The sequence below is a fragment of the Mesorhizobium sp. B2-3-14 genome (assembly GCF_006442175.1).
In the GTDB taxonomy this organism is placed as follows: domain Bacteria; phylum Pseudomonadota; class Alphaproteobacteria; order Rhizobiales; family Rhizobiaceae; genus Mesorhizobium; species Mesorhizobium australicum.
In genome coordinates this window covers 181,782-207,763 of record NZ_VFVP01000001.1, presented here as the reverse complement: position 1 = coordinate 207,763, position 25,982 = coordinate 181,782, and the positions used below count along the sequence as shown (strand labels likewise).

Genomic DNA, 25,982 nt, shown 5'->3' with positions numbered 1-25,982 from the left:
GAAAGGCCATGACATAGACGCTCGCCGATCGGTGGGGAAGCCCTCTCAGGACCGCTGAACAGGCGTGCGCACCGCGATCGGCCGCAACGACACTTGCCTGAGGCCCAGCACGCCGAGCACGAAGAACAGCCAGACCGGATCGCCGCGATGGAAGAAGAAGCTCTCGAGAAAGGCGTTGAGTGCGGTGAACAGCACCACCATCATGAAGAAATCGCCGAGATAGATGTTCTCCTTGCGCGGCGGAATGCGCATATAGTCGCGCAATGGTGCGATGAGGAAGGTGTAGACCGCCACGCAAAGGGCAGGGATGCCCATCAGCACCGCGATGTCGAGATAGCCGTCATGGCCGTGCACGATGGTCCTGATGTCCCACGGGCGATCGAAGGGTTGGTCCTGGTTGAGCAGCAGCGGCGTGCCCCAGAAGCTCTCATAACCATAGCCGGTCCACGGCTTCTTCGCCAGCATCGAGCCGGCGAACTCCCACAGTGTCGTCCGGCCGGTATAGGTGAGGTCGGGGATGTAGATGGCCGCCAGATGCTTCACCGGCGGCAGGAAGACGATGCCCAGCGTGCCGACCGCCGTGGCGATAATCGCCAGCATGAACAGGATCGGCGTACCGAGCCGCATGCCCATCAGACTCGGAAACATCACGATCAGGATCGAGAACGGCACCAGCCCGGCGGTGGTCTTGGAGCCGGTGTGCAGCATGAAGATCATCGCCGCGCAGAAGATACCCGCGCCCCACCAGCGCTGGCCGCGCCGGTAGAGATAAAGCCCGGCGAAGCTGAAGCAGGCCATGATCGGGCCGGCGATGTTCTTGTGGGTGAACACGCCGCGCCACAAGCCGGCATGTTCGGGCTCCTGCGAGTCAGCCGTGTGCATCGCCTCGTGCGGAAAGACGATCAGGCCGAGATAGGACAGGCCCATGACCACGACCGCGGTGAAGATGATAACCCTGGAGAAGGACTCCGCGTCGCGGGGTAGCGCCAGAATCGTCGCCATCGTCAGGATGCCGATCATGGTGAAGGACGCCGCGCGCATTGCCGAGGGCGGATCGGTCGCCAGCACCACCGACAGAAAGAAGAAGCCCAGCATCAGTATCCAGGATGGGCTGAGTAGCGAGCGCACGACGCGCGGATCGGCGAAGGCCATCAGCGCGAAGATCGAAATCCCGCCGAGCGAGCCGAAGCCGAGCTGATTGACGATGTCGCCCCCTTCGCCGGTGAGTTCGGCGCCGGCCGGCTGGAACGGGCGGAAGGACACCATGATGACGGTGAACAGCAGCGCGGCGATCGCGGTCGCCACGCCACCGCGCGTGAACGCGGCGCTGAGCGGCGCGCGCTCAGTTCTTCTCAGGCTGGCGGTATTGCTCATTGGCATATCCGAATTCGGCCAGCACGCGGCCCAGCGCCACATGGACGGGGTAGATGGCGGCCGCCGGGGATCCCGTGCGCGCCAGCCGCATGATGCCGCGAAGCGGCGAGGCGGCAAGCAGCGCCAGGCTCCTGGCGAATACCTTGGCGCCGGCGAACGGCATGCCGGCGCGCCTCTTCTTTTCCACCAGTGTCGAGATGACACCGTTGCGTAGGCTGCGGGCGCGGATCCAGTCGGTCTCGACGCGCCGGGCCGGAACGGTCTCCCGCACCTTGGCTTCGGCGCACCAGCCCAGCACGAAGCCGCGTTGCGCCGACCGGCTGAGAAAGTCGGAATCGCCGCCGCCCATGAAATTGAATCTGAGATCGAGGAAGGGCGGCCCCATCGCGGTCAGCACGTTGCGCCCGACCAGAAGATTGCCGGACGAATAGAGCGCGGGCACCCGTCCCGTCTCCCGGTAGGGGGGTGCGAAGACGGGATGCTCGGCCCATTTGGCATGGGCAGGATCGGCAAAAACGGGCACCTGCGGGCCGCCGACGATGTCGGCGGCGAGCGTTTCGGCGGCGTGGCACATCCGCTCCAGCCATTGCGGATCGGCGGTCTCGTCATCGTCGATGACCAGAAGATGCTTGAAGTTCGGGAACTGCAGGATCGCCGTCTGCCAGCCGGCATTGTAGGCGCTGCAATTGCCGCGCTCATGCGCGATGATGACCATGCCCGGTATCTCGCCGCGCTCGAACAGCGGCAGCACCGCCTTGGCGCCCTCCCGCGCCTCGGCCTCGTTTTCGATGAGGATGACGGCAAAGCGCCTGTCGGTTTGCTGCGCGCGAAGCGACGCCAGTGTCTCCAGCACCTGTTGCGGCCGCTTGAACGTCGGCAAGGTGACGATCGCTTCGACGGCCTCCACGTCGAGCAGGCGAGATCGTCCCGCGATCGATACCGAACCGTCCAATGGCAAGGGGATCATCCGTGTCCAGCCGCGTCGTGAGTCGCGTTCTGGTAGCACCACGATGATAAGGTTTCGTTAATCACCTTGCACGGAGAGGCCCGCCAGACATGGGTTTTGGGGCGTTGATCGTGCTCGTTTAATCAAGGGTTCACCGCGCTTTGCTACCGGCTACACCACAGGATAGGTAAGATGCATCTGCTGTTCGCCACATCGATCGTGCCCGACGGTGCTCTCGCCTCGGGCTACGAGATAGCCAACGCCGCGATTATCGCCGCCCTGCGGCGCGCCGGCGCGCGCGTCACGGTCATCGGCTTCACCTGGCCCGGAAAAGCCGCGGCCGATCCCGAAAATACCGTGGTGCTGGGGGCGATCGACGTGCGCACCGAAAGTGCTTCGCCGCTGCAAAAGCTTGTCTGGGTCGGCAAGGCGATGTTTTCAGGCCTGACCTTCGCGTCGGTCAAGTTGCGTGCGGTGTCCAGCCACGATGTTCAGGCCGCCCTCGAACGAGCCGGTCCGTTCGATGGCTATGTGCTGAATTCCGTGCAGTTCGCCGGTGCTTTCGAACGGGTCTTCGAAGACCGGCCTTCGATTTTCGTCGCCCACAATGTCGAGCATCTCTCGGCGCGGGAGAACGCCGTTGCCGCCGCCGGCATTTTCCAGCGCCTGCTGTTTCGGCGCGAGGCAAGGCTGCTCAAACTGGTCGAAGAGCGCCTCTGCCGCCGCGCGCGTTTTGTCTTCACGTTGGCCGAGGAGGATCGCGGGGCACTTGGCGTCGCCTCGGATGATCGTTCGGCGGTGCTGCCGCTGGTGACCGGCGCCACGGCGCCAGTCTGGAACGGCCGGCGCGCGATCGACTGTGACGCGGCCCTGATCGGCACCTGGACCTGGCAGCCGAACCGCATCGGCCTCGACTGGTTCTTGGGCAAGGTGGTGCCGCATCTGCGGCCTGGTTTCCGCATCCGCATAGCGGGTCACATGCCTTCCGGCGTCACCTCCGCGCATCCGGGCGTCGAGTTTGTCGGCCGTGTCGCGGATGCCAGGGCTTTCGTGCGCGGCGCGGCCGTCATCCCGCTGATCAGCACCGCGGGCAGCGGCGTACAGCTGAAGACCATCGAGACCTTCGAGCTTGGCCTGCCCTCGGTCGCCACCAGCCGGTCGCTGCGCGGCATCGACCATCGCCCCGACAATTGCGTCGTCACCGACGATCCGGCCGGCTTCGCCCGGGCCCTGGAGGCAGCCGCGGCCGACATTCACGATGTCGATGGCAGCACCTTCCATCGCCGGCAGGTCAAGGCGCTCGACGCCGCGGTTCGTGTCGGTCTCGAAAAAATCGGCGCCGTGCGGGAGGAGGTGTTTGCATGAACATGCACGCCGCCCGCGCCGCGTTCGGCTTTGACAGCCTGAAGGCAATCCTCGGCATCCCGGTGCTGGCGATCCGCTGGGACGATGCGATTGCCTTGCTGAACCGATTGATCGCCGAGCGGCGCTTCACCAAGGTCAGTTTCCTCAACGCCCACAATGCCAATATCGCCCACACCGACCCGGTGTTCGCCGAGGCGCTCGACGATTTCCTCATCCTGCCGGACGGCATCGGCGTCGATCTCGCCGCGAAGCTTCTCTACGGCGCGCCGTTTCCCGACAATCTCAACGGCACCGATTTCGTGCCGGCCTTCCTGCAGGCTTCCAAGAGGCCGCTGACGGTGGGACTGCTCGGTGCGACCCGTGTCAACGCCGAGGCGGCGTCGATGAAGCTGGCGGCACTTGCCGTGCAGCACAACTTCGTGGTCATTCACGACGGTTATTTCTCCCCCGCGCAGGAGCCGGAGATCATCGACCGGATCGCAAAGCTACGGCCTGATATGCTGCTGGTCGCGATGGGCGTGCCGCGCCAGGAATTGTGGATTGAACGCCACATCGACGAACGCCATTGCACGCTGCCGATCGCGGTCGGCGCGCTGCTCGATTTCCTGAGCGGCTCGGTGCCGCGCGCGCCGCTGTGGATGCGCCGCCTGCGGCTGGAATGGCTGTTCCGGCTGGCCGTCGAGCCCGGCCGGCTCTGGCGCCGCTACGTGGTCGGCAACCCCCTGTTCCTGTGGCGGGTCGTCAAGCAGAAATGGGCGCGCGGCGCCGAGGCCGTCGCAGATGCTCCCGGAGAGTTTCGTTGAACAAGCGGTTCGTCCCAGACCCGCTGGCCGGCCCACGCCTGTTGCCGAAGACGCCGACGGCAGCGGTTGTGACGGCAAGCTACGCCCCGGATTTCGAACGCTGCCGACTGTTGTGCGAAACGCTTGACCGGCATGTCTCGGGTGCCGCGCACCACTACATTCTGGTCGAACATCGCGACCTTGCGCTTTTCCGTCAGTTGCAGACCAGCCGCCGTTCGGTCGTCGATGAGCGGGATCTCCTGCCGCGCTGGCTGCGCGCCTTCGACGATCCGCTCAGCCTGTTTCGCCGCCGCGTCTGGCTCAGCCTGAAGACCCAGCCGCTGCGTGGCTGGCACGTGCAGCAGCTGCGCCGTATCGCCATATCGGCGCACGCAGGGGAAGACGTGCTGATCTTCTGCGATTCCGACGTCGCTTTCCTGAAGGCCTTCGATTGCCGTGCTTTTTGGCGCGATGGCAAGGCGCGTTTGTTTCGCCGGGATGGCGTGCTCGCCGATGACGGCCATGACGAGCATCGCTTGTGGTCGTGCAATGCCGGAACGGCACTTGGCATCGATTCGTCCCGGACATCGGTCCATGATTATATCTCGACGCTGATCGCCTGGCGCCGCGACACGGTGCTTGCCATGTGCGGCCGGATCGAAAAGGTCCATGGCCGCGACTGGGTCGAGGTCATCGGCTCCGCGCGCAAATTCTCCGAATGCATGATCTATGGACGCTATGTCGACGATCTGCTGGACGGAGCCGGCCACTTCCACGGTTCGGAAGAATTCTGCCGCGTCCACTGGACGGGCGAGGCGCTGTCGGACGACGAGTTCCGCCGCTTCGTTGCCAGCATGGCGCCAGAGCAGGTGGCGATCGGCATGCAGTCCTTTATCGGCACCGATATAGGCCGGATCCGACGCCTGATCGGGCTTGATCGCTGATTTGTCCTAGATTGCCTTGGCCGGTCTGCGCAGCGCCGAATAGGTCAGCAGCATGGACGCGAGGTAGAGCAGCAGGAAGACGATGTTGAGCGACAGCACCAGATCAGATGTTTCGGAAATGGCGGTCAGCACATAGATCAGCAGCAGCGCCTTGAGGGCGGCGAGCAGGCCGAGATTGAGCGCTCGCACCAGCGTCTGGCCGCGCGCGAAAAGAAGCTCGGCCTGGTATTCGACCAGATTGCGCAGTCCGGGCACGCAGATCGCCAGCGCCACCAGGGGTGCGGCCTCGGAAACATTCCTGCCGAGCGCGTTGGGAAAGAAATGCAGCACGATGCCAAGCGCTGCCAGCGCCAGCGTTGAAACGAGGAACACGCCGCCCTCGATGCCGCTCTTTATCGCAAGGCGCGACAGCAGCTCCGGCGCGCGCATCATGCGCTGCACGAGCATCATGGAGAAGGTACGGATGGGGATCGCCGTCAGGTCGACGAGCCGCATGATGATGGCATAGATGCCGGCCAAATGCGGGCCGCCGATCGCCAGCACCAGCAGCTTGTCGAATTCCGATTGCAGGTAGAACAACACCTCGGCGCCGGCCACATAGATTGAATCGGCGAGCCGCCGCAGATAGAGTTCGATGCGCAGCCGCAGCCGCTGGCGTGGATAGAACCAGCCGAAAGCCAAAAGCAGCGAGGCGGCGTTGGCCCCTATGTAGAACCACGACCACATCCAAATGCCATGCTGTGGCGAGACCATGAACAACACCGCGCCAAGCGCCCGCAGTGCGGTGGCCAGGATCGCCAGCACGGCTGCACGGCCGAATTTGCCCAGCCCGTTGTTGACGATCAGCGCCACTTCCACCGGCCGCCACAGCAGTGCCTCGGCAAAAACGATGGCCGTGAATACCGACAGCGGCACAGTGCCGGCAAAGAAGATCAGGTAGACGCCGAACGAGGCCAGGACCAAAAGCGGCAGCGAGACGGCGCCGAGCAGCAGGAAACCTGCTGTGAACGTGCCGATCAGATTGGGGCGGATGGTGGCGGTGCGGTAGAGTGCCGAAATGAAACCGAAGGCGAGAAGCCTCGACAGCATGACGCCGGCCGCCGAGGCGGTGGCGAACATGCCGAACTCTGCGATCGACAGCGTATTGGCGAGCGCGATGAAATAGGCGAGTGAAAACACCAGTCGCCCGCCGGCGCCGCTGATCGCCGAAAAATAGTCGCGCACCAGCCCCCGCCGTTCGGCCATCAAGGTGCCGATCCGCGCGAAGGTCCGCCTTTGCGGTATGTCGCTGGCCTCAGTCATACGTCGAGGAAAATGCATAGGCTGGAAAGTTTAACGCGCCGTTCTGAAACTTTCAGTAGTGTTGAAAATTGTTGCAACCATGGCGTGAATTCTTGCCGTCCTCTTTCGAAAATTAACCTTTTGTTTCCTATGCCTGTTTAGCGTCACTTAACGAATGGCCGACCGCCGCTGCCAAGCGGCCAAGAGTAAAGCTCCACGACATGGTCGACAGGGAAAACCGTGAAGACTGGAAGCGCGAGCGCTCCTTGCTGGCGCTTGGCGAAGCCGTGCGTGGCGAGGACGATGCTTCGCTGGTGTCGATAGGAGACCGCGCGGACCCCTCATGGCGCGAGGATGCCGCCACGCGCCATCGCCTGGCTCGTTCCCGTCGCGAGACGAAGGCGAGCCCGCCTCGGTCGGCAGCCGATAACGCCGAACGGTCTCGCCTGGACGAGGAGCAGCCGTTTGTATCCGAGGGCGCCTGGCGTTCGCGGGGGGAAACCGGCACCGGCGATTTGCCACCCGACATGCCGCAAGCAAGGCCCGCCCCCGAGGAACCTTCGGGCACGGGTGGCGCCCACGATGCAATCGGGTCCCGCGCTGCGGGCAGAGCCGACCCGTCCTCCAATGGCGGGGCGGACAGTCAGCAGTGGAAGCCGCTGATCGATCCGATGCTGGTCGTTCGCGGCGTTGCCAGGTCGAAGCTGCTGATCGTTGCGACCACGATACTGGGCGCTGGACTTGGCGTTGCCATCGCCTTGTCGATGCCGAAGAAATACGAAGCCACGACCGAACTGATCATCGAGCCGGGTGACCTGAAGCTCTCCGACCGCGATCTCACCCAACCGGTAGGCCAGCCCGATGCCGCGCTGGCCGTCGTCGAAACCCGGATCAAGATGCTCACCTCGGGCACCGTTCTCGATCAGGTCGTCAAGAATCTCAACCTCGTCAACGATCCGGAATTCAATGGCCAGGGCTCCGGCGGCCTCGGCGTCATGTCGCTCATCCGCTCGATCGTGTCGCGCAACGCTGGGCCTGGCGGCGTCGATGAGGTTCGCCGCCAGGCTCTGGCTGTCGGCAATCTGGCCAAGAGCCTGTCGGTCGAACGCAGCGGCAAGACTTTTGTCATTTCCGTCAGCGCCGTGACCCAGAACGGCGACAAGTCGGCGCTCATTGCCAATACGACGAGGACCGTCTTCCAGCAGGAAGCCGCCAAATACCAGTCCGACATGGCCGGACGCGCGACGAACGAATTGACGTCCAAGCTCGATGATCTGCGCAAGGGGGTCGAGGCGGCCGAGCGCAAGGTCGAGGATTTCAGGGCCACGCATGGCCTGGTCGACGCGCAAGGCCATCTGATCAGCGACGATCAAATGCTGAAGCTCAACGAGCAGCTCTCGGTCGCCCGCGCCCGCACGCTGGAACTCAATGCCCGGGCAGCGTCGGCGCGTTCGCTGGACGTCAATTCCGTTCTGACCGGCACGTTGCCTGAAGAGATCAACTCCAACACCATGAGCGATCTGCGCTCGCAATATGCAACGCTAAAGCAGGAGGCCGATCGTGCCGCGGTCCGGCTGGGACCGCGGCATCCAGAACTCCAGGCCCTCGACGCCCAGATCGCCGGCGCGCGCGAGCGCATCGCGGCTGAATTGCGCCGCATCGCCTCTTCGCTGCAGGTCGACTTGAAGCGCGCGGTTCAGCTCGAACAGGACCTCGCTTCCCGGCTGGCCCAGGCAAAGGTCCAAAGCGGCGACGTCAACAGCGACCTGGTTGCCCTGCGGGAACTGGAGCGCGAGGCCACCGCCAAGCGTTCCGTCTACGAACAATATCTCCTGCGCGCCAAGGAGACTGGTGAACAGACGGGCATCAACACGACCAACATCAATGTGATCACTCCCGCCCAGGCTCCACTCGAGCCAAATGGACCCTCACGGGCCTTGGTGGCGCTGGCCGGCCTGCTGCTTGGCCTTGCCGCCGGCGTTGGCCTCGGCGCTCTGCGTGGCACCTATGACAGCCTGCGCGAGACGGCAAGCGCGCGCTCACGCCGCGAGCGCAAGGTGGATGAACGCAAGTTGGCTGACCAGAGAGCGCCTCGCGAGGAGCAGGCATTCCGGGCGGAGCCTCCGCCAGAGCCACCGATGCCGGCAGCGCCTGTGCCGCTGCCGCCCGCACCACCGCCGCCGGTCACGCGGACCGAGGCCGCTCCCGCCGAAAGCTCCGGGAGGATTGGCGCACTCATGTCGAGACTGCGCAAGGCCATGTCCCGCAAGCCGTCCGCCGAAGCCGACGACGACATCTCCAGCGGGTTCGGCCTGCCCGCCTTCGCCGACAACGGACGGCCTGTCAACGCTCCGCTATTTCCTGGCCATCCGGAGTCCGGTTTCGGGCCTCGGCAGGCGGCCGGCCTGGATTATTCGCAGTCACCCTTCCAGCCGGGCCCCGATGCGGGGTATGGGCAGCGGATGACCTTGCCTTCGCGCTCGCCCCTGATGCCGCAACAGGCAACGTACCCGGCTCCCCCGTTTCCGTCCTCTCCCTATGCACAGCCGCTGGGCTACCCCCAGGCGCAGCCCTGGTCGCAAGCGGGCCATCCCTCCACGCAAAGCTCAGCGGGACCTTATGCGGCGCAGATGCCGTATCCGCCGCCGCCCGCTCCGGCGCAGCCACCGGCCGCCCCGTCCGCGAGGCCGACCCCGGTCGAGGAGGGTGGCGAACAAGCATCGGTCGAAGAGATTCGCGCCAGCCTGCGTGAATTCCGCGAAGCGGTCCGCGAACTCACGGAAAACCGCACCCGCCGCCGCTACTTCTGAACCATCAGATAGGCTGCGGAGGCCGAACAAAACCGTGCCGGTTTCGCGTAAACGGCATGGGAAGGCGCTTTGACGGGATTGCGAGCTTGTATTTTCGTGACAATGCCGCGCTGCAGATTGCCTGCGCCGCGGCATTATGTTCTCGAAGCGGCGTTGGGCGGAACGATGTTGAGGGTGGCATGGCCGAAGTGATTGACGGAAAAAGCGTTGCCGAAGACGTGGTGCGGACGGTCAAGGCGCTGACTGCCGAGCTGGTCGCCAAGGGCCAGGCCAAGCCAGGCCTGGCCGTGGTCATCGTCGGCGAGGATCCGGCGAGCCAGGTCTATGTCGCCTCCAAATCCCGCACCGCCAAGGAATGCGGCTTTCATTCGCTTCAGCACACGCTGCCGGCGGAAACGTCGCAAGAGGCGCTGCTCAAGCTCATCGCCGAACTCAACGCCGATCCTGAAATCAACGGCATCCTGGTCCAGCTTCCGCTGCCCGCCCATGTCGATGCCGGCAAGATCATCCAGGCGATCGCGCCGCACAAGGATGTCGACGGCTTCCATTTCATCAATGTCGGCAAGCTCGGCACTGGTGAACTCGACACGGCCTTCGTTCCTTGCACGCCCGCCGGCTCGATGCTTTTGATCGAGCGCGTGCGCGGCAAGGATCTGTCCGGCCTCAACGCCGTTGTCGTCGGCCGCTCCAACATCGTCGGCAAGCCGATGGCCAATCTGCTGCTTGTCGCCAACTGCACCGTCACCATCGCGCATAGCCGCACCAAGGACCTGCCGGCGCTTGCCCGCACGGCCGACATCCTGGTCGCCGCTGTCGGCAGGCCGGAAATGATCAGGGGTGACTGGGTCAAGCCTGGCGCCACCGTCATCGATGTCGGCATCAACCGCATTCCCGCGCCCGAGAAAGGCGAGGGCAAGTCGCGTCTCGTCGGCGATGTCGCCTATGCCGAAGCGGCCAGGGCGGCCGGCGCGATCACTCCGGTGCCCGGCGGCGTCGGGCCGATGACCATTGCCATGTTGATGGCCAATACGTTAGCTTCGGCCTACCTTGCGGCCGGACTGAAGCGGCCTTCCTTCTGAGCCCGGGTTGACCCTGAAAGCCGCAGCTTTGCCGAACCCCACTATTTCCCCGGAACGGCCGGTCACGAATGATCCCGTTCAAGGCGGCCGGCAGTTCGCTTTCCTGCTGGTCGACAAGTTTTCGATGTTCTCGCTGGCCGCCGCGATCGATACGTTCCGGTCGGCGAACCGCCTGCTTGGCCGCGACTTCTACGGCTGGACAACTGTGTCGGCCGATGGTGACCCGGTGATGGCTTCCAACGGCCTGCCGCTCAAGATCGACTACGCCGTCGCCGACCTGCCGCCGGTCGATATTCTCTTCGTCTCGGTCGGCTTGACGACAGAATTTCCGGGCAAGAGCAAGGTTCTGGCCGCCTTGCGCAGCTGGGGCCGGCGCGGCAACGCGCTTGGTGCCTTGTCGGTCGGATCCTACCTGCTGGCCGAGGCCGGCCAGCTCGAAGGCTATCGCTGCACCATCCATTGGGAAAACCGCGCCGGCTTCGTCGAGCGCTTTCCCGACATCAACTGCACGGGCAACGTCTTCGAGATCGACCGCAAACGCTACACCTGCGCCGGCGGCACCACCTCGATCGATCTGATGCTGGAGATCGTGCGTGGCGATTTCGGCTCCAACCTCGCCAATGGCGTCGCCAACCAGTTCCAGCACGAGCGCATCCGCTCCGCTGGAGACCGCCAGCGCGTCGGGCCGGAGCGTGACCTCACCGGCAAGTCGGAGAAGTTGCGACGCATCGTCGAATTGATGGCCGACCATCTCGACGAGCCGCTGTCGGCGGTACAGCTCGCCAAGTCGGCGGGCCTCTCGGTGCGCCAGGTGGAGCGGCTGTTCCTGCGCCATCTCAACGTCACGCCGGGGCGCTACTACATGCGGCTGCGGCTGGAGCGCGCGCGCGAATTGCTGCGCCAGACCAACATGCCGATCCTCGACGTGGCGATCGCGACCGGCTTCACCTCGCATTCCTATTTTGCCCAGAGCTATCGGCTGCAGTTTGGCCGCCCGCCCTCGGAAGAGCGCCGCACGACATACTGAATTGGGTACGCACGGGCCCTATGCGAGCTATCGTTGATAGCGGTGGCTTGTGTCCCTGCACGCGCTCAAATAGCTTCGGCCAGCGGACGGGGTGGCTAACTCAGGAGATTTCGATGGCGATACTTGCGCGGAGCGTCGCTGCGGCGATCCTCCTTTTGTCGACGACGACATTCGGCTTTGCCGCCAACAAGGTCATCATCATCCTCGACGCGTCGGGATCGATGTGGGCGCAGATCGACGGAAAGCCCAAGCTGGAAATCGCCCGCGAATCGCTGAGGACCGTGCTTCAATCGGTTCCCGCCGACGACGAGATCGGCTTCATGGCCTATGGCCATCGCGAAAAAGGCAGCTGCGACGACATCCAACTGATCGTGCCGCCCCAGGCGGGCTCGGCAAGCGCCATCTCGGCAGCCGCCGACAGCATGAAGTTCCTCGGCAAGACGCCGCTGACGGCAGCCGTCAAGCAGGCGGCCGAAGCGCTGAAATACACCGAGGACAAGGCAACTGTCGTTCTTATCACCGATGGGCTGGAAACGTGCGGCGGCGACCCTTGTGCGCTGGGCAAGGAACTCGAAGCCTCCGGCGTCGATTTCACCGCCGACGTCGTCGGCTTCGGCCTGACCGCCGACGAAGGCAAGCAGATTGCCTGCCTCGCGGACAACACCGGCGGCAAATACATCCAGGCTTCCGACGAGAAGGCGCTGCAGGAAGCGCTGGTCGAGACCGTCGCGGCGCCGGCACCGGCGCCCGAGCCAGCACCGGCCCTCGCTCCGGCACCAGCGCCCGAGCCGGCGAAGCCCGAGTTCAATTTCATGCCGACCGTGGTGCTGGCCGAGGGCGGCGATCCTGTCACCGACGGCAATGCCTGGGAAGTCTACAAGGCCAAATCGGACGGCACGCGCGGCGACAACGTCACCACCGAATACGGCGACTACAAAGCCAATCTGGAACCGGGCGACTACATCGTCGTCGCGCGCGACGGTGAGGCCAAGACGGAGCAGAAGATCAAGATCGAGGCGGGCCAGGTCTACAAGCCGCTGTTCACCTTGAATGCCGGCACACTCATCCTGCATCCGCGTCCGAGCCAAGGTGCCGATGTGGCCAGCGGGGCGGCTGTCGTGATCGCCTATCCGGGCGTCGACAACCCTCCGACCTATTATGGAGACACGAAAGTCGTGTTGCCGGCCGGCGACGAGAAAGTGACCGTCACGATCGGACAGGGCGTGGTCACCGAAACGATCCTGCTTGCCGCGGGCAGGGTGATCGACAAGGACATAATCGTCGGCGTCGGCCATGTCGTTGCCAACGCATACTATGTGGCCGGCGGCGACAAGGCTGACGGTTCAGGCACCGGCTTCAAGGTGCTCAAGGCCAAGAAGAAGATCGATGGCACCCGCGACGAGGTCACCTATGCCTATGGCCCCGACAGCAAGTTCGATCTGCCGCCCGATGACTATGTGCTGATCGCGACGGTCGATCTCGCCGTCGTGGAACAGCCTTTCAGCGTCAAGGTCGGCGAGTTCCAGGACCTCAAGGTCGCCATGAATGCCGGCGTGCTGGCAATCACGGCGCCTGGCACCTCCAAGATCGAGATCTTCGAGACGAAGAAGGACATCAATGGCAATCGCAAGTCGATCGGCTATGCCTATGACGAGAAGTATCAGGCCACGATAGCGGCCGGCGATTACGCCGTGGTTTCGGAGAAGTCGGACAACAGCAAGAAGGAAGGCGCCGTGACCGTGAAGGCCGGAGAGCGGGTTGAACTGACGGTGCAATGAGGATTGCGATTTCGACCGGCAAAAAGGGCGGCCACGTGCCGCCCTTTTTCATGCCGGACAGAATGCGTCAGGCAGTGCCGAACGCGCTGGCGCCGTGATCGGCGCGGCCCACCAATTGGCGGAAGCCGGCGAACAACTCGCGTCCGAAGCCGAATTCATTGCCGATGAGATCGACTTCGGCCGTGCGGCGCAGCGCGAATTCGGTGCCTGGCACCAGCACTTCCAGCGTGCCGGCATCGGCGTCGAGGCGGATGATATCGCCGTCATGGATCCGCGCGATCGGCCCGTCCTCGACCGCTTCCGGCGTCACATGGATTGCCGCCGGCACCTTGCCGGAGGCGCCCGACATGCGCCCGTCGGTGACCAGCGCCACGCGCTGGCCGCGATCCTGCAGGATGCCGAGCACGGTGGTCAGCTTGTGCAATTCCGGCATGCCGTTGGCCTTCGGACCCTGGAAGCGGATGACGGCGATGAAGTCGCCGGTGAGTGTGCCCGCCTTGAAGGCGTCGTTCAGCCCCTGCTGGCTGTCGAACACCTTGGCCGGCGCCTCGATGACACGCCGCTCCGGTTTGACGGCCGATGTCTTGATGACGGCGTGACCGAGATTGCCCACCAGCACCTTCAGGCCGCCCGTCGCCTGGAAAGCCTTGTTGAACGGCGCCAGCACCTTTTCGTCGCCGCTTGCGCGCGGCGAAGCCTCGCGCAGCACAGCGCCGTCGGCGCCGAGCTTTGCCTCGACCGCATAGGGCCGCAGGCCTTCGCCCCACACCGTCTGCACATCCTCGTGCAGGACGCCTTCGTCGAGCAGTTCGCGGATCAGGAAGCCGAGGCCGCCGGCTGCATGGAAATGATTCACGTCGGCAAGTCCGTTCGGATAGACCCGTGCCAACAGAGGCACCGCTTCCGAGAGGTCGGAAATATCCTGCCAGGTCAGCGCGATGCCGGCGGCGGCGGCCATGGCGATCAGGTGGATGGTGTGGTTGGTCGAGCCGCCGGTGGCATGCAGGCCGACGACGCCATTGACGAACGAACGTTCGTCGATCATCCGCCCGACCGGCGTATAGGCGTTGCCGAGCGCGGTGATCGCCAGTGCCCGTTTCGTCGCTTCGCGGGTCAAGGCGTCGCGCAGGGGCGTGCCGGGGTTGACGAAGGACGCGCCCGGCGTGTGCAGGCCCATGATCTCCATCAGCATCTGGTTGGAGTTCGCCGTCCCGTAGAAGGTGCAGGTGCCCGGCCCGTGATACGACTTGGACTCGGCTTCCAGGAGTTCGGCGCGTCCTGCCTTGCCCTCGGCATAGAGCTGGCGGACCTTGGCCTTCTCATCGTTGGGCAGGCCTGTCGTCATCGGGCCGGCAGGAATGAACACCGCCGGCAGATGGCCGAAGGTTAGTGCGGCGATCACCAGACCCGGGACGATCTTGTCGCAGACGCCGAGATAGACGGCGGCGTCGAACATGTTGTGCGACAGGCCGATCGCGGCTGCCATGGCGATCACGTCGCGCGAAAACAGCGACAGCTCCATGCCGGGCTGGCCTTGGGTCACGCCATCGCACATCGCCGGCACGCCGCCCGCGACCTGGGCGATGCCGCCCGCCTCGCGCGCGGCCTCCTTGATCAGGGCAGGGAAGGTCTCGAAGGGCTGATGCGCCGACAGCATGTCGTTGTAAGAGGTGATGATGCCGAGATTGGGCACCTTGTCGGCACCGAGCGCCAGCTTTTCCGAGGGGCTGCAGACCGCGAAGCCATGGGCAAGGTTGCCGCAGGACAGCACCGACCGGTTGGCGGTCTGGTTCGACGCTTCGGCGATACGGCTGAGGTAGCGCTCCCGGCCCGGTTTGGAGCGCTGGCGTATCCGTTCGGTGATGGCTTCGATGTCTCGTCTTGCGGTCATGGGATCAGGTCCTTTCAGGCGAGGTCCCGGAAACATCCTCCCGCCGTTGCCGGGACCACTTGTAAACTTGAAATCAGGGCGCCCAGAAAACCTCCACGGGCTTGGGCGATGCGTCGAGCACGGCACGGATCGGCTTTCGCGGCCCGGACGCGGCCGCGCCGTCGAAGGCGGTGCGCTTGTCCTCGCCCTCGATGTGCAGCGCGATGAAACCGGCGTCGATGATCCGCGCCAGGGTCAGGGTCAGCCGAGGCTCACCCGCACTTGCGGCGTGAACCGGCAGGATGATCCTGTCCGAGGCGGGGTCGAGCAGCTTCGGCAGATCGTCGGCGTCGGGAAAGAATGAGGCGGTATGGCCGTCCGGCCCCATGCCGAGGATCACGGCATCGAGCGGCCAGGGCAGGGATCGCAGGGCCGCATCGTCGGATGCTGCAGCATCCTCGATGCCGACCGCCTCGTGGTAGAGCGGAACGAAGCGGGCCGCCTTGGCCGCGTTCTGCAGCAGGTTGGCGGCAACCAGCCCGGCATTGGATCGCGGCGAGGAGGCCGGCACGAAACGTTCGTCGACCAGCGTCACGATCACCTTGTCCCAGGCGATCGGCGCCGCAGAGAGCGTGGCAAAGAACTTTGCCGGTGTCGTGCCGCCGGAGACCGCCAGCAATGCCGTGCCGCGCCCGGTGATCGCCTTGGTCAGGGCATCGGCGACGCGGCCAGCCAGCGCCAAGGCCAGTTGCGGACGGTCGGGAAAAGCGTTCCAGTTGTAGCTGGCGCCGTTCAATTGCTCTCGTGCCATGTCCGCCCGTCACGTTCGATCAGTGCTATCGAGGCCGACGGCCCCCATGTGCCTGCCGTATAGCCCTGCGCTTCCTGCTTGGCGCCTTCCCAGGCATTCTGGATCGGGTCGATCCACTTCCAGGCGGCTTCCACCTCGTCGCGGCGCATGAACAGAGTCTGGTTGCCGCGGATGACATCCATGATCAGCCGTTCATAGGCGTCAGGCGCGCGGCCGTCGAAAGACTGCGCGAAACTCATGTCGAGCGAGATCTGGCGCAGCCGCATGCCGCCAGGGCCTGGGTCCTTGATCATGATGAACTGCTTGACGCCTTCGTCCGGCTGCAGCCGGATGACCAGTTGGTTGGCAAAGATCGGCCCCGCGCCGCTGTCGCCGAAAATCGAGTGCGGGATCGGCTTGAACTCGATGACGATTTCCGAAACCCGGGTCGCCAGCCGCTTTCCGGTCCTGAGGTAGAATGGAACGCCGGCCCAGCGCCAGGTGCCGATCTCGGCCTTGATGGCGACGAAGGTCTCGGTGTTGCTGTCCTTGCCGAGTTCCTCGACATAGCCTTTCACCGGTCCCCCGGCCGACGCACCGGCGCGGTACTGGCCGCGCACGGTGTGCTTCGGCGCCTCGTTGCCGTTGATGCGCTTCAGCGCCCGCAGCACCTTGAGCTTCTCGTCGCGCACCGCGTCGGCGTCCATCGACGAGGGCGCTTCCATGGCGACGAGGCAAAGCAGCTGCAGCATGTGGTTCTGCACCATGTCGCGCAGCGCACCGGCCTTGTCGTAGTAGGTGACGCGGTCTTCCAAGCCCACGGTCTCGGCGACGGTGATCTGCACGTGGTCGATGTGGGCGGAATTCCACAGCGGCTCGTACAGCGCATTGGCAAAGCGCAGCGCCATCAGGTTCTGCACCGTCTCCTTGCCGAGATAGTGGTCGATGCGGAAAATCTGGCTTTCGTGGAAGTCGTCGCCGACCAGGTCGTTGAGCGCCTGCGCTGAGGCAAGATCGCGGCCGATCGGCTTCTCCAGCACGATGCGCGAATTCGGCGTGATCAGATTGTGCTCTTTGAGCTTGTGCGAGATGTCACCGAACAGCGCCGGCGCCACGGCCAGGTAAAAGGCGCGGATGTGGTCACTTTCGCCGATCGCCTTTTTCAGCTTGTCGAAGCCGGCGCCGCTCGTTGCATCGGCCGGGACGTAGGAAAGCCGGGCGAGGAAGGTCTTCAACTCCTTGGCATCGATATCGGCCGGCTTGACATGGTCCGAAATCGCCTGCTTGGCGAAAGCCTGGAACTCCTCGTCGCTCATTTTCGAGCGCGACGTGCCGATGATGCGCGTCGGCTCGGAGAATTGATGGTCGCGCTGGCGATAGTAGAGCGACGGCAGCAGCTTGCGTTCCGACAGGTCGCCGGTACCACCGAAAATGATGAAGTCGAAAGGGTCGACGGGGATGATCTGGCTGGTCATGGTCTGTCCGCTTTGACGCCGGTCGCAAGTACGCGGCTGATATATTCTAATCGATTTAAATTTTCCAGTGCCATGGTGTCACATCAAGGACCAACCGCTGGATTTTGCGTCGGTCCACGTGTGCGCTTGACACTGGCGCCGCCGGGAGGCTTGTCGGTGAACGAAGACTCCGGAGGCTTTCGCAGTTGCAGCATAGAACGTGAATGTGACGAAAGCTAAGGGAGAAATCGGCGCGCCTTGCGGCATCGATTGCATCGGTCGCCAGCCCTTGTGCAAGCTGTGCAGTGATATCGAGGAAGTCCATGAGCGGGAAAAGCATGCGTCTGGAAAACAAGGTCGCCATCATCACCGGTGCGGCATCGGGCTTCGGCGAAGGCATGGCCAAGCGCTTCGTGGAAGAGGGCGCCAGGGTCGTTGTCGCCGATCTCAACGCCAAGGGTGCCAAACGCGTCGCCGATGAGATCGGCGAGGCGGCAATCTGGACGCAGACCGACGTTTCGTTGCGCTCCGAGTTCGACGAGATGGTCTATGCCGCCAAAAGCGCCTTCGGCCGTGTCGACATCATGGTCAACAATGCCGGGTTCACCCATCGCAATGGCGACATGCTCAAGGTCGACGAGGAAACCTTCGACCTGATCACATCAGTCAACATGAAGGCGATCTATCACGCCGCCCTTGCGGTTGTGCCGATCATGGAGCGGCAAGGCGGCGGTGTCATCTTGACCACGGCGTCTACCGCAGGATTGCGGCCGCGGCCCGGCCTCACCTGGTACAATGCCTCGAAGGGTTGGGCGATCACCGCCACCAAGTCGATGGCGGTGGAACTCGCGCCCAGGAACATTCGCGTCAACTGCCTTTGCCCGGTCGCCGGCGAGACCGGGATGCTTGAAAAATTCATGGGCGCCGACACGCCCGAGATCCGCGAGGCATTCCGCGCTTCGATCCCGCTCGGGAGGCTGTCGACCCCGCTCGATATCGCCAACGCGGCTCTATGGCTGGCCTCGGACGAGGCCGCTTTCATCACCGGGGTCGCGCTGGAGGTCGATGGCGGGCGCTGCATCTGAACGCGGCGATCGTCGGATATTACGTGCCGGGCTTGACGTAGCTCTTGTACACCCAGCCGTGCTTGCCGTTGTAGACGATCTCGCACCACTGCTTGCAGCCCATCAGTTGCACCGAGGTCCGGGCAGGGATCGTACCGATGGGGGTGGCCCCCTTCTTCGGAGCACTGCGCATGGTCACAGCCCTGAGAATACGGCCGTTGCCTGTCGCCGCCACCTTGCGCGGCTTCGCTTTGGCTGCGTTGTCCTCGCCTTGTGCATTCGCGGGTTTTTGGTCCGGTGCTTGCGGCTGCGTCTCCGGAATGGCGGCGGTCTGCGCGCCATCGGGATTGCTGCTATTGGCAGGCGGGCTCGGCGCGGCGACCTTGGCAAGCTCGTCGGTGGCATCGGTATCGGTAGACGATTGCGCGAATGCCGCCGCTGTTTTGTCAGGCGCCGGCTCGGGCTGCTTGGCTACCTGGCTGGGAGCCGCCGTTTGATCGGGATCAGTTGCCGCGGCAGCCTTCGGCTGCGCCCCTGTCCAGCGGGGATCATTGGCGGCAAGCGCTGGTATGTCCACCGCCGCCGCTGCCTTGGTCAGTGACACCTGGCTGGACTTGCGCTCCGCCTGCGGCGTCACGGCCGCCACCGTCACCGTCGTCCCCGAGGAGGGAACTTTCGTCGTCTTCACCGGAATGGTCGGAATGCTCTGCTCGGGACTGGCGGCTGCTTGCCTCTCGCCGGTCGGCAACGCCAGCCAGAGCGCCACTGCGGCAACGCCAAGCAGTGCCGCGGTGCCTATTGCCGCGATAACCAGGTGCGAGTTCGAACGGACTCCCTGCCAGAATGACGGGCGCATGTCATAGCCGAACTGCATGGCGAAGCGCCGACGTTCCGGAGCACCGAAACTGAAGGGCTCTCTCACTCTTGCCACCTCCATAAGCGGGCCGGTGTTCTTTTGATCAAATATCGCAAGTCACGCGTTCGATCAGCATCGGTCCCAAACGCGGGCGGGCCCGCAACAATCCCCGAACAATCGCCCAGATGCGGACCTTTCGCCCGCGATTGTGGCGTCAGTACGCCCTTAGCAAGGATTCTGCGCTTTTGCCGGCAATTCCGCAATGTGTCGCCCGGGCAACAAATATTACATGAATATTACAATATTACATGAGTTCGTGATCGCAGGGATAGCGGCGATCCAATCCCAGCCTAAGCACGTCGCGTTGGAAAAGGCCCCACGACGCACTTGGATCTTGTTTTGTGCATGTCGTTCTTCCCAAAGGTCACTTTGCGCGACGCATTAGATCCTGTCCCGCAGCGCAAACCAGTTGAGCGCAAGGAAAAGCAGCGGCGCCCGGAACCGGCGGCCGCCAGGAAATGGCGGGATTTTCAGCTCCTCGATCAGCTTCAGCCGATCGCGGTTGCCGGTGATGGTTTCGGCATAGAGCTTGCCGAAGAAGTTCGACAGCATGACGCCGTGACCGGAATAGCCGCCGGCCGAGATCACATTCGGCATCACTTCGCGCACGAACGGCTTCCTCGGCACGGTGATGCCGACATAGCCGCCCCAGCCATGGGTGATCTCGACATCGCTGAGCGCCGGATAGAGCTCCGCGATCTGGCGGCGAATGTGGATGTGGATATCTTTGGGATCGTTGACGCCATAGACCTCGCGTCCGCCGAAAAGCAGCCGTCCATCCCTGGATTTGCGGAAATAACGCACGACGAAGCGGGAATCGTCGACCGATTCGCCCCCCGGCAACACGTTCGAATCCGATCCCAGCGGCACGGTCGCGCCGATGAAGGATCCGATCGGCATGATGTGCGCGGCACTCACCGGCTCGAGCGTGCCGCCATAGGCGTTGACCGCGATCAGGCATTTTTGCGCCGAGATCGTCCCTCTCGGCGTGGAGACCCTGACCTTGCCGCCTGCCGAGACGATGCCGGTCGATGGCGTCCCTTCGAACAAGTGGGCGCCAGCTTGTGCCGCCGCCCGCGCCGTGCCGATCACCAGCTTCATCGGATGGATATGCCCGGTGCCGGTGTCGCGCGTGCCGCCGAAATAAGCGCTCGAGCCCAGCCGATCCGCCGTCTCCTTCGCATCCATGAAGGAGATGTGCGGGTACGAGAAGCGGCCGGCCATGATTTCGGCATGCGCCTTGTAGTCGTCCACATAGCGCGGCTTGTGCGCGACCGAGAGCTGGCCCGGCATGTAGTCGATATCGATCTGGTTGAGGGCGGCGAAGTCGAGCAGATGCGCTTTCGCCTCTTCGGCGAGATCGAACAGCGCCCTGGCGCGGGACAGACCGTATTCGGCCTCCAGGTCCTCGGCCCAGGCACGCTGCCCGGTGCCGAGCTGGCCGCCATTGCGCCCGGAAGCGCCGTCGCCAAAACGATATGCTTCGATCAGGACAACGCTGGTACCGGCCTTGGCCAAATGCGTCGCTGCCGACAGGCCGGTAAACCCGCCGCCGATAATAACGACGTCGCAGGTCCGGTCACCGTCGAGCGTTGGATATTCGGGCCGCGGCCCAGCCGTGTCCTCATACCAGGACCGGCCGGGGGAAATGGGGGATTGGTAGTTCATGATGAGCGAAGACTCGAGGGAGTTCGGGTAGTGAGTAGTGAGTAGTGAGTAGTGAGGAGTGAGGAGTGAGGAGTGAGGAGTGAGGAGTGAGGAGTGAGTAGTGAGTAGTGAGTAGTGAGTAGTCGCTACCAACTACTCACTACTCACTCACCATCACACATTCAGCAGCAGATATTCCCGCTCCCACGGACTGATCACTTCCATGAACGTTTCGAATTCCGCCCGCTTGATCGCCGCATAGGTGGCGGCGAAGGACTTGCCCAGCAGTGCGCAGAGTTCCTCGTCGCCTTCGAACAGGTCGACGGCTTCGAGCAGGCTGCGCGGCAGGTCGATCTCGTGCGCGTTGGCGGTGGTCAGTACGGGAGGCTCGGCCTTGATCTTCCTGGTGATGCCGATCAGCCCGCAGGCAAGCGAAGCCGCCAGCGCCAGATAGGGATTGGCATCGGAGGACGGGATGCGGTTTTCAACGCGCCGCGCCGCAGGGTCGGAACGCGGCACGCGGAAAGCCGTGGTGCGGTTGTCGTAGCCCCATTTGTTGTTGACCGGGGCAGAGGCCGCCTGCGTCAGCCGCCGGTAGGAATTGACGTAGGGCGCGAACATAACCAGCGCATTCGGCACGTGCTTCTGCATGCCGCCGATGAAATGGAAGAAATCCTCGGTCTCCGAACCATCCTCGGCCGAAAAGATGTTCCTGCCCGTCTTCTTGTCGACGATCGACTGATGGATATGCATGGCGGAGCCCGGCTGGCCCTGAATCGGCTTGGCCATGAAGGTCGCGTAGATCTCATGCTTGAGCGCGGCTTCACGAATGGTGCGCTTGAACATGAACACTTGGTCGGCGAGCTCGATCGGGTCGCCGTGGCGCAGATTGATCTCGAGCTGGCCGGCGCCCTCTTCGTGGATGAGCGTGTCGATCTCCAGGCCCTGGCTTTCGGAGAAATGGTAGATGTCGTCGATCAGTTCGTCGAACTCGTTGACGCCGGCGATCGAATAGCCGGCGCCGCCGCCGATCGCGCGCCCCGAGCGGCCGACAGGCGGGGTCAGGGGATAGTCCGGGTCCGGATTCTTGCGCACGAGGTAGAACTCGATTTCGGGTGCCACGACCGGCTTCAGCCCAAGCTTGTCATAGGCCGCCAGCACGCGCTTCAGCACATTGCGCGGCGTGAACTCGACCGAGCGGCCGTCCTGGTGGACGAGGTCGCAGATGACGGCGGCCGTCGGGTCTTCTTCCCAGGGCACCACGGTCAATGTCGACAGGTCCGGCATCAGCTTGAGGTCGCCGTCGTCTTCCGGATAGTGAAAGCCGTTACCGTCCTCCGGATAGCCGCCGGAAATCGTCGTCATAAAGACCGCCGAAGGCAGCGCCAGTGAGGTGTTGGAAGTGAATTTCTTCGACGGCATCATCTTGCCGCGCGCCACGCCGGCCTGATCAGGCGTGATGCATTCGATATCCTCGATGCCGCGCCATTCCAGCCAATCGCTGACTTCCTTCCAGTTCTTCACACCTCGCAGGTTTTTCACGAAGGCAGGCGTGCGCGCCCGTCCTCCGCGGCTCGACGGACGGACTTCCTTTTTTGCAGGCGGCATCATTCACCAGATTGGGTTGCGGATTTTCAAGTATAGCCGTGCCGTGCGACCGAAGGGAAGGGGAGCCGCCCCGGGCATTTGCCGTTGCGGGTTGAAAACCGGTTGCCGGTCGGCATAGGTTTGGCGTCTTCCCGCACTCGAGAAGCCGGCGATGAGATCCAGCAACGAACTGACCACGATCGGCTTCGACGCCGACGACACGCTTTGGCAGAACGAACGGTTCTTCCGCATGACGGAAAAGCGCTTTGCCGCCATGCTGGCCGATCATGGCGAGGGGGAGCAGATCTCGGCTCGACTGTTGGAAGCCGAGAGGCGCAATCTCGCGATCTACGGTTTCGGCATCAAGGGATTTACGCTCTCGATGATCGAGACGGCGATAGAGGTCACCGACGGGCGCGTGCCGGCTTCCGTCATATCGGAGATTCTCGACGCCGGCCGCGAGATGCTGGGCCATCCGATCGAGCCCTTGCCGCATGCACGCGAGACGGTCGAGAAGCTCGCCGGCACCTTCCGCCTCGTGCTGATCACCAAGGGCGATCTGTTCGATCAGGAGCGCAAGCTGGCCGGCTCCGGGCTGGGCGAGTTGTTCGACGCCGTCGAGATCGTCAGCGACAAGACCGCCGCGACCTATGCGCGCCTATTCGACCGCCATGGCGATGGCCCGGCAAGGAGCATGATGGTCGGCAATTCGTTGAAGTCGGACGTGGTGCCCGCCATCGAGGCCGGCGGCTGGGGTGTCCATGTGCCGCACGAATTGACTTGGGTGCTCGAACATGTCGAGGCGCCGGTCGCCGAGCCGCGGTTCCGCCAGATATCGGATCTCAGCCAATTGCCCGCGCTTGTCGAAAGCATCAGGAACAGAGTTTGATCGTAGACCTCCGGCTGCTTTTTTCGCGCAATTCTGGATGGAAAAAAACGGTTTCGCCTTTTGGAATCGTTTTAGCGGCCGGTCAGGCGATCGATGACCGGTTGCAGCCGTTCGGGCGTGATCGGCTTGGCCACCACCGCGTCGACAACATGCGCCAGGCCCAGGCTCTCCGGCGTGCCATTCTTGGTTGAAAGCAGGATCACGGGAGGAAGTGCCTTGCCCGCGGCTCGCCGCAACGTGTCGATACTGGACATCAGCGTGTCGCAGTCTTTGTTGTCGGGGCCACCATCGAGGACAACCGCCCCGGGGATAAGCGAACGTAAGGTCTTCACCGCCATTTCAGGCGATTCCGAGATTGGTTTGAGCCCGGAACGCTCGACGATTTTAGACACCACGACGCGATTGATCGGCGACTTCCCGACAACAAGCACCCGCGAAGGATCTCGGATCGTCTCAATGTTTGAACCCCGGGTCACCCGATTCAGATTTTTTGTACTCTCCCCCTCGTCACTCACTAGGCACCCAAGTCGGCCAAGAATCTTGCCCCTATTTCAATGCAGAGTTGAATCTGCGGACAATTGGCGTGAGATCGCACCCTATGTCAAGTTGAAATAAAAGACTTCTGAAACCGTCTCCCACACAGTGGATTCAAGCAACAGTACTGTACTGCCCTGTCCATAGCTTGGTTGCGTGAAAATAAAATTCACCTACGCATACGCGGCGCGGGCAAATGGCCGGTTGTAGCGCTTCCGGGTCAGCCATGGCTTTGTTGTGTAACGATCACCGGGATCAGCAGGTCGCCCCAATTGCCGTCGCCGCCATGGTGCCTCGCGGAGCGCACGAGCTCCACCGAGACGCCCGCCTCGACCGCCTTCATCACCGATTGGTTGAGCCTGTGCAGGTCGTTGGCCAGCATGCGGATTGTCGCCTGCTGGTCGACGCTCATCGTGGTCGATTGCTCTTCGGCCCGTTCCTTGACGCGGCTTATCGATGCCATTGGTCTTCTCCTGTGTCTGAGGCCCTGTTGGGCGTTTCCTCGGTATTTCTGGTCGCTATTCCGCGGCCGGCTTGAACTGCGCGTGCTCGGTCGATTCATGCATGGCCGTGGTCGACGACCGGCCGCCGGTGATCGCCATAGAGACCGCGTCGAAATAGCCGGTGCCGACCTCGCGCTGGTGCTTGGTCGCGGTATAGCCATTGGCTTCCGCCGCGAATTCCGCTTCCTGCAACTCGGAATAGGCCGCCATCTGCCGCGCCTTGTAGCCGCGGGCGAGTTCGAACATGCCGTAGTTGAGCTGGTGGAAGCCGGCCAGCGTGATGAATTGGAACTTGTAGCCCATGGCGCCCAGTTCCCTCTGGAACTTGGCGATCGTCGCGTCGTCGAGATTCTTCTTCCAGTTGAACGACGGCGAGCAATTGTAGGCGAGCAGCTTGCCTGGATGGTGCCTGCGCACCCCCTCGGCGAATTTCTTGGCCTGCGCCAGGTCGGGCTTCGAGGTCTCGCACCAGATCAGGTCGGCGTGCGGCGCATAGGCAACGGCCCGCGCGATGCAAGGCTCGATGCCGTTCCGGACCTGGTAGAAGCCTTCCACCGTGCGGCCGGCATCATAGTCGACGAAGGGCTGGTCGCGTTCATCGATATCGGAGGTCAGCAGCTTTGCAGCTTCCGCGTCCGTGCGTGCCACGACCAAGGTGGGCGTGGCCATCACGTCGGCCGCGAGCCGCGCCGCGTTGAGGTTGCGGATATGCGCCGCGGTCGGGATCAGCACCTTGCCGCCGAGATGGCCGCACTTCTTCTCCGACGCCAACTGGTCCTCGTAATGGACGCCAGCGGCACCGGCCTCGATGAACGCCTTCATGATCTCGAAGGCGTTGAGCGGACCGCCGAAGCCGGCTTCCGCGTCGGCAACGATCGGTGCGAACCAGGTCTCGACAGAAAGCCCCTTGCCTTCGGAGGTTTCGATCTGGTCGGCGCGCTGCAGCGTGCGGTTGATGCGCCTGACCAGTTCGGGCGCCGCATTGGCCGGATAGAGCGATTGGTCCGGATACATCGCCGAGGCGGTGTTTGCGTCGGCGGCGACCTGCCAGCCCGACAGGTAGATCGCCTTCAGCCCGGCGCGCACCTGCTGCATCGCCTGGTTGCCGGACATGGCGCCGAGCGCGTTGACGAAGTCCTCCTCGTGGATGAGCTTCCACAGCCGGTTGGCGCCTATTTCGGCAAGGCTCTGACGAATCTGCACCGAACCGCGCAGCCGCTTCACGTCCTCCGGCGAATAAGGACGTTCAATGCCGTCGAAGCGACCTTCAGGCGCCGAGGGGACGAGGTTGTAAAAATCAGTCATTGGTCACTCCGAAGATTTCTGCACAGCCAATTCTCGG

General features: G+C 63.6%; 21 protein-coding genes. 9 read left to right on the top strand and 12 right to left on the bottom strand.

From position 1 onward, the window contains the following. Positions 1–45 precede the first annotated feature (45 nt). Positions 46–1,374, bottom strand: coding sequence for an O-antigen ligase (locus FJ950_RS00915; RefSeq protein ID WP_140614669.1), 1,329 nt, complete (start codon positions 1,372–1,374; stop codon positions 46–48). Further along, positions 1,343–2,341: a glycosyltransferase gene (locus tag FJ950_RS00910; protein ID WP_015316289.1), complete on the bottom strand. Its 999-nt coding sequence runs from the start codon at positions 2,339–2,341 to the stop codon at positions 1,343–1,345. Before FJ950_RS00910 ends, FJ950_RS00915 begins: the two co-directional genes overlap by 32 nt. A 171-nt stretch (positions 2,342–2,512) precedes the next feature. Here FJ950_RS00910 and FJ950_RS00905 point away from each other — a divergent pair, with 171 nt between their 5' ends. From FJ950_RS00905 to FJ950_RS00895, 3 genes are read left to right on the top strand one after another with little or no spacing between them, the layout of a single operon-like run. After that, positions 2,513–3,685, top strand: coding sequence for a glycosyltransferase family 4 protein (locus tag FJ950_RS00905; protein ID WP_140614668.1), 1,173 nt, complete (start codon positions 2,513–2,515; stop codon positions 3,683–3,685). Beyond that, a complete protein-coding gene (locus FJ950_RS00900) occupies positions 3,682–4,488 on the top strand; it encodes a WecB/TagA/CpsF family glycosyltransferase (RefSeq protein WP_140614667.1) in 807 nt (268 codons plus the stop codon). Before FJ950_RS00905 ends, FJ950_RS00900 begins: the two co-directional genes overlap by 4 nt. Further along, positions 4,485–5,411 (top strand): DUF6492 family protein, encoded by a 927-nt coding sequence (locus FJ950_RS00895; RefSeq protein ID WP_140614666.1) that lies wholly within the window; start codon positions 4,485–4,487, stop codon positions 5,409–5,411. The genes FJ950_RS00900 and FJ950_RS00895 overlap by 4 nt, the downstream gene beginning before the upstream one ends. A 6-nt stretch (positions 5,412–5,417) precedes the next feature. Here FJ950_RS00895 and FJ950_RS00890 read toward each other — a convergent pair whose 3' ends face one another. Next, positions 5,418–6,713: a lipopolysaccharide biosynthesis protein gene (locus tag FJ950_RS00890; RefSeq protein WP_140614665.1), complete on the bottom strand. Its 1,296-nt coding sequence runs from the start codon at positions 6,711–6,713 to the stop codon at positions 5,418–5,420. A 200-nt stretch (positions 6,714–6,913) separates the two neighbouring features. Here FJ950_RS00890 and FJ950_RS00885 point away from each other — a divergent pair, with 200 nt between their 5' ends. The 4 genes from FJ950_RS00885 to FJ950_RS00870 all read left to right on the top strand — a co-directional run bounded on the left by FJ950_RS00885 (position 6,914) and on the right by FJ950_RS00870 (position 13,386). Continuing rightward, on the top strand, positions 6,914–9,502 hold the full coding sequence (locus tag FJ950_RS00885; RefSeq protein WP_140614664.1) for a GumC family protein: 2,589 nt from the start codon (positions 6,914–6,916) through the stop codon (positions 9,500–9,502). A gap of 179 nt (positions 9,503–9,681) precedes the next feature. Next, positions 9,682–10,581, top strand: a complete 900-nt coding sequence (gene folD / locus FJ950_RS00880; protein ID WP_140614663.1) for a bifunctional methylenetetrahydrofolate dehydrogenase/methenyltetrahydrofolate cyclohydrolase FolD — start codon at positions 9,682–9,684, stop codon at positions 10,579–10,581. Positions 10,582–10,609: 28 nt separating this feature from the next. Then, a complete protein-coding gene (locus FJ950_RS00875) occupies positions 10,610–11,608 on the top strand; it encodes a GlxA family transcriptional regulator (RefSeq protein ID WP_032922464.1) in 999 nt (332 codons plus the stop codon). A gap of 113 nt (positions 11,609–11,721) precedes the next feature. Next, positions 11,722–13,386, top strand: a complete 1,665-nt coding sequence (locus FJ950_RS00870) for a VWA domain-containing protein (RefSeq protein WP_140614662.1) — start codon at positions 11,722–11,724, stop codon at positions 13,384–13,386. A 67-nt stretch (positions 13,387–13,453) separates the two neighbouring features. Here FJ950_RS00870 and edd read toward each other — a convergent pair whose 3' ends face one another. The 3 genes from edd to zwf all read right to left on the bottom strand — a co-directional run bounded on the left by edd (position 13,454) and on the right by zwf (position 17,521). Then, positions 13,454–15,277 carry a phosphogluconate dehydratase gene (gene edd, locus FJ950_RS00865; protein WP_140614661.1) on the bottom strand — a complete coding sequence of 608 codons (1,824 nt, stop codon included), beginning with the start codon at positions 15,275–15,277 and terminating at the stop codon, positions 13,454–13,456. Between the two features lie 73 nt (positions 15,278–15,350). Next, on the bottom strand, positions 15,351–16,067 hold the full coding sequence (gene pgl, locus FJ950_RS00860; protein ID WP_140614660.1) for a 6-phosphogluconolactonase: 717 nt from the start codon (positions 16,065–16,067) through the stop codon (positions 15,351–15,353). After that, positions 16,049–17,521 carry a glucose-6-phosphate dehydrogenase gene (zwf, locus tag FJ950_RS00855; RefSeq protein WP_015316300.1) on the bottom strand — a complete coding sequence of 491 codons (1,473 nt, stop codon included), beginning with the start codon at positions 17,519–17,521 and terminating at the stop codon, positions 16,049–16,051. Before zwf ends, pgl begins: the two co-directional genes overlap by 19 nt. A gap of 317 nt (positions 17,522–17,838) precedes the next feature. Between zwf and FJ950_RS00850 the strand changes: the two genes are divergently transcribed. Next, a complete protein-coding gene (locus FJ950_RS00850; RefSeq protein WP_140615405.1) occupies positions 17,839–18,585 on the top strand; it encodes an SDR family oxidoreductase in 747 nt (248 codons plus the stop codon). Between the two features lie 19 nt (positions 18,586–18,604). On the opposite strand, the gene FJ950_RS00845 is transcribed toward FJ950_RS00850, so the two are convergent. The 3 genes from FJ950_RS00845 to FJ950_RS00835 form a co-directional block, all read right to left on the bottom strand. Further along, entirely contained in the window at positions 18,605–19,486 is an 882-nt protein-coding gene (locus FJ950_RS00845) for an SH3 domain-containing protein (RefSeq protein WP_140614659.1), read from the bottom strand. 375 nt (positions 19,487–19,861) lie between these two features. Further along, complete coding sequence (locus FJ950_RS00840; RefSeq protein ID WP_140614658.1) at positions 19,862–21,148, bottom strand: FAD-binding oxidoreductase; 1,287 nt, start codon at positions 21,146–21,148, stop codon at positions 19,862–19,864. A 153-nt stretch (positions 21,149–21,301) separates the two neighbouring features. Continuing rightward, positions 21,302–22,738, bottom strand: a complete 1,437-nt coding sequence (locus FJ950_RS00835; protein WP_015316305.1) for a glutamine synthetase family protein — start codon at positions 22,736–22,738, stop codon at positions 21,302–21,304. 148 nt (positions 22,739–22,886) lie between these two features. On the opposite strand from FJ950_RS00835, the gene FJ950_RS00830 reads away from it, so the two are divergent. Next, positions 22,887–23,603 (top strand): HAD family hydrolase, encoded by a 717-nt coding sequence (locus FJ950_RS00830; protein WP_140614657.1) that lies wholly within the window; start codon positions 22,887–22,889, stop codon positions 23,601–23,603. A gap of 71 nt (positions 23,604–23,674) precedes the next feature. On the opposite strand, the gene FJ950_RS00825 is transcribed toward FJ950_RS00830, so the two are convergent. From FJ950_RS00825 to aceA, 3 genes are all read right to left on the bottom strand, one after another. Continuing rightward, a complete protein-coding gene (locus FJ950_RS00825) occupies positions 23,675–24,118 on the bottom strand; it encodes a response regulator (RefSeq protein ID WP_181171010.1) in 444 nt (147 codons plus the stop codon). A gap of 239 nt (positions 24,119–24,357) precedes the next feature. After that, positions 24,358–24,600, bottom strand: coding sequence for a hypothetical protein (locus FJ950_RS00820; RefSeq protein WP_006202762.1), 243 nt, complete (start codon positions 24,598–24,600; stop codon positions 24,358–24,360). A 55-nt stretch (positions 24,601–24,655) separates the two neighbouring features. Then, positions 24,656–25,945, bottom strand: a complete 1,290-nt coding sequence (aceA, locus tag FJ950_RS00815; protein ID WP_140614655.1) for an isocitrate lyase — start codon at positions 25,943–25,945, stop codon at positions 24,656–24,658. Positions 25,946–25,982: the final 37 nt, after the last annotated feature.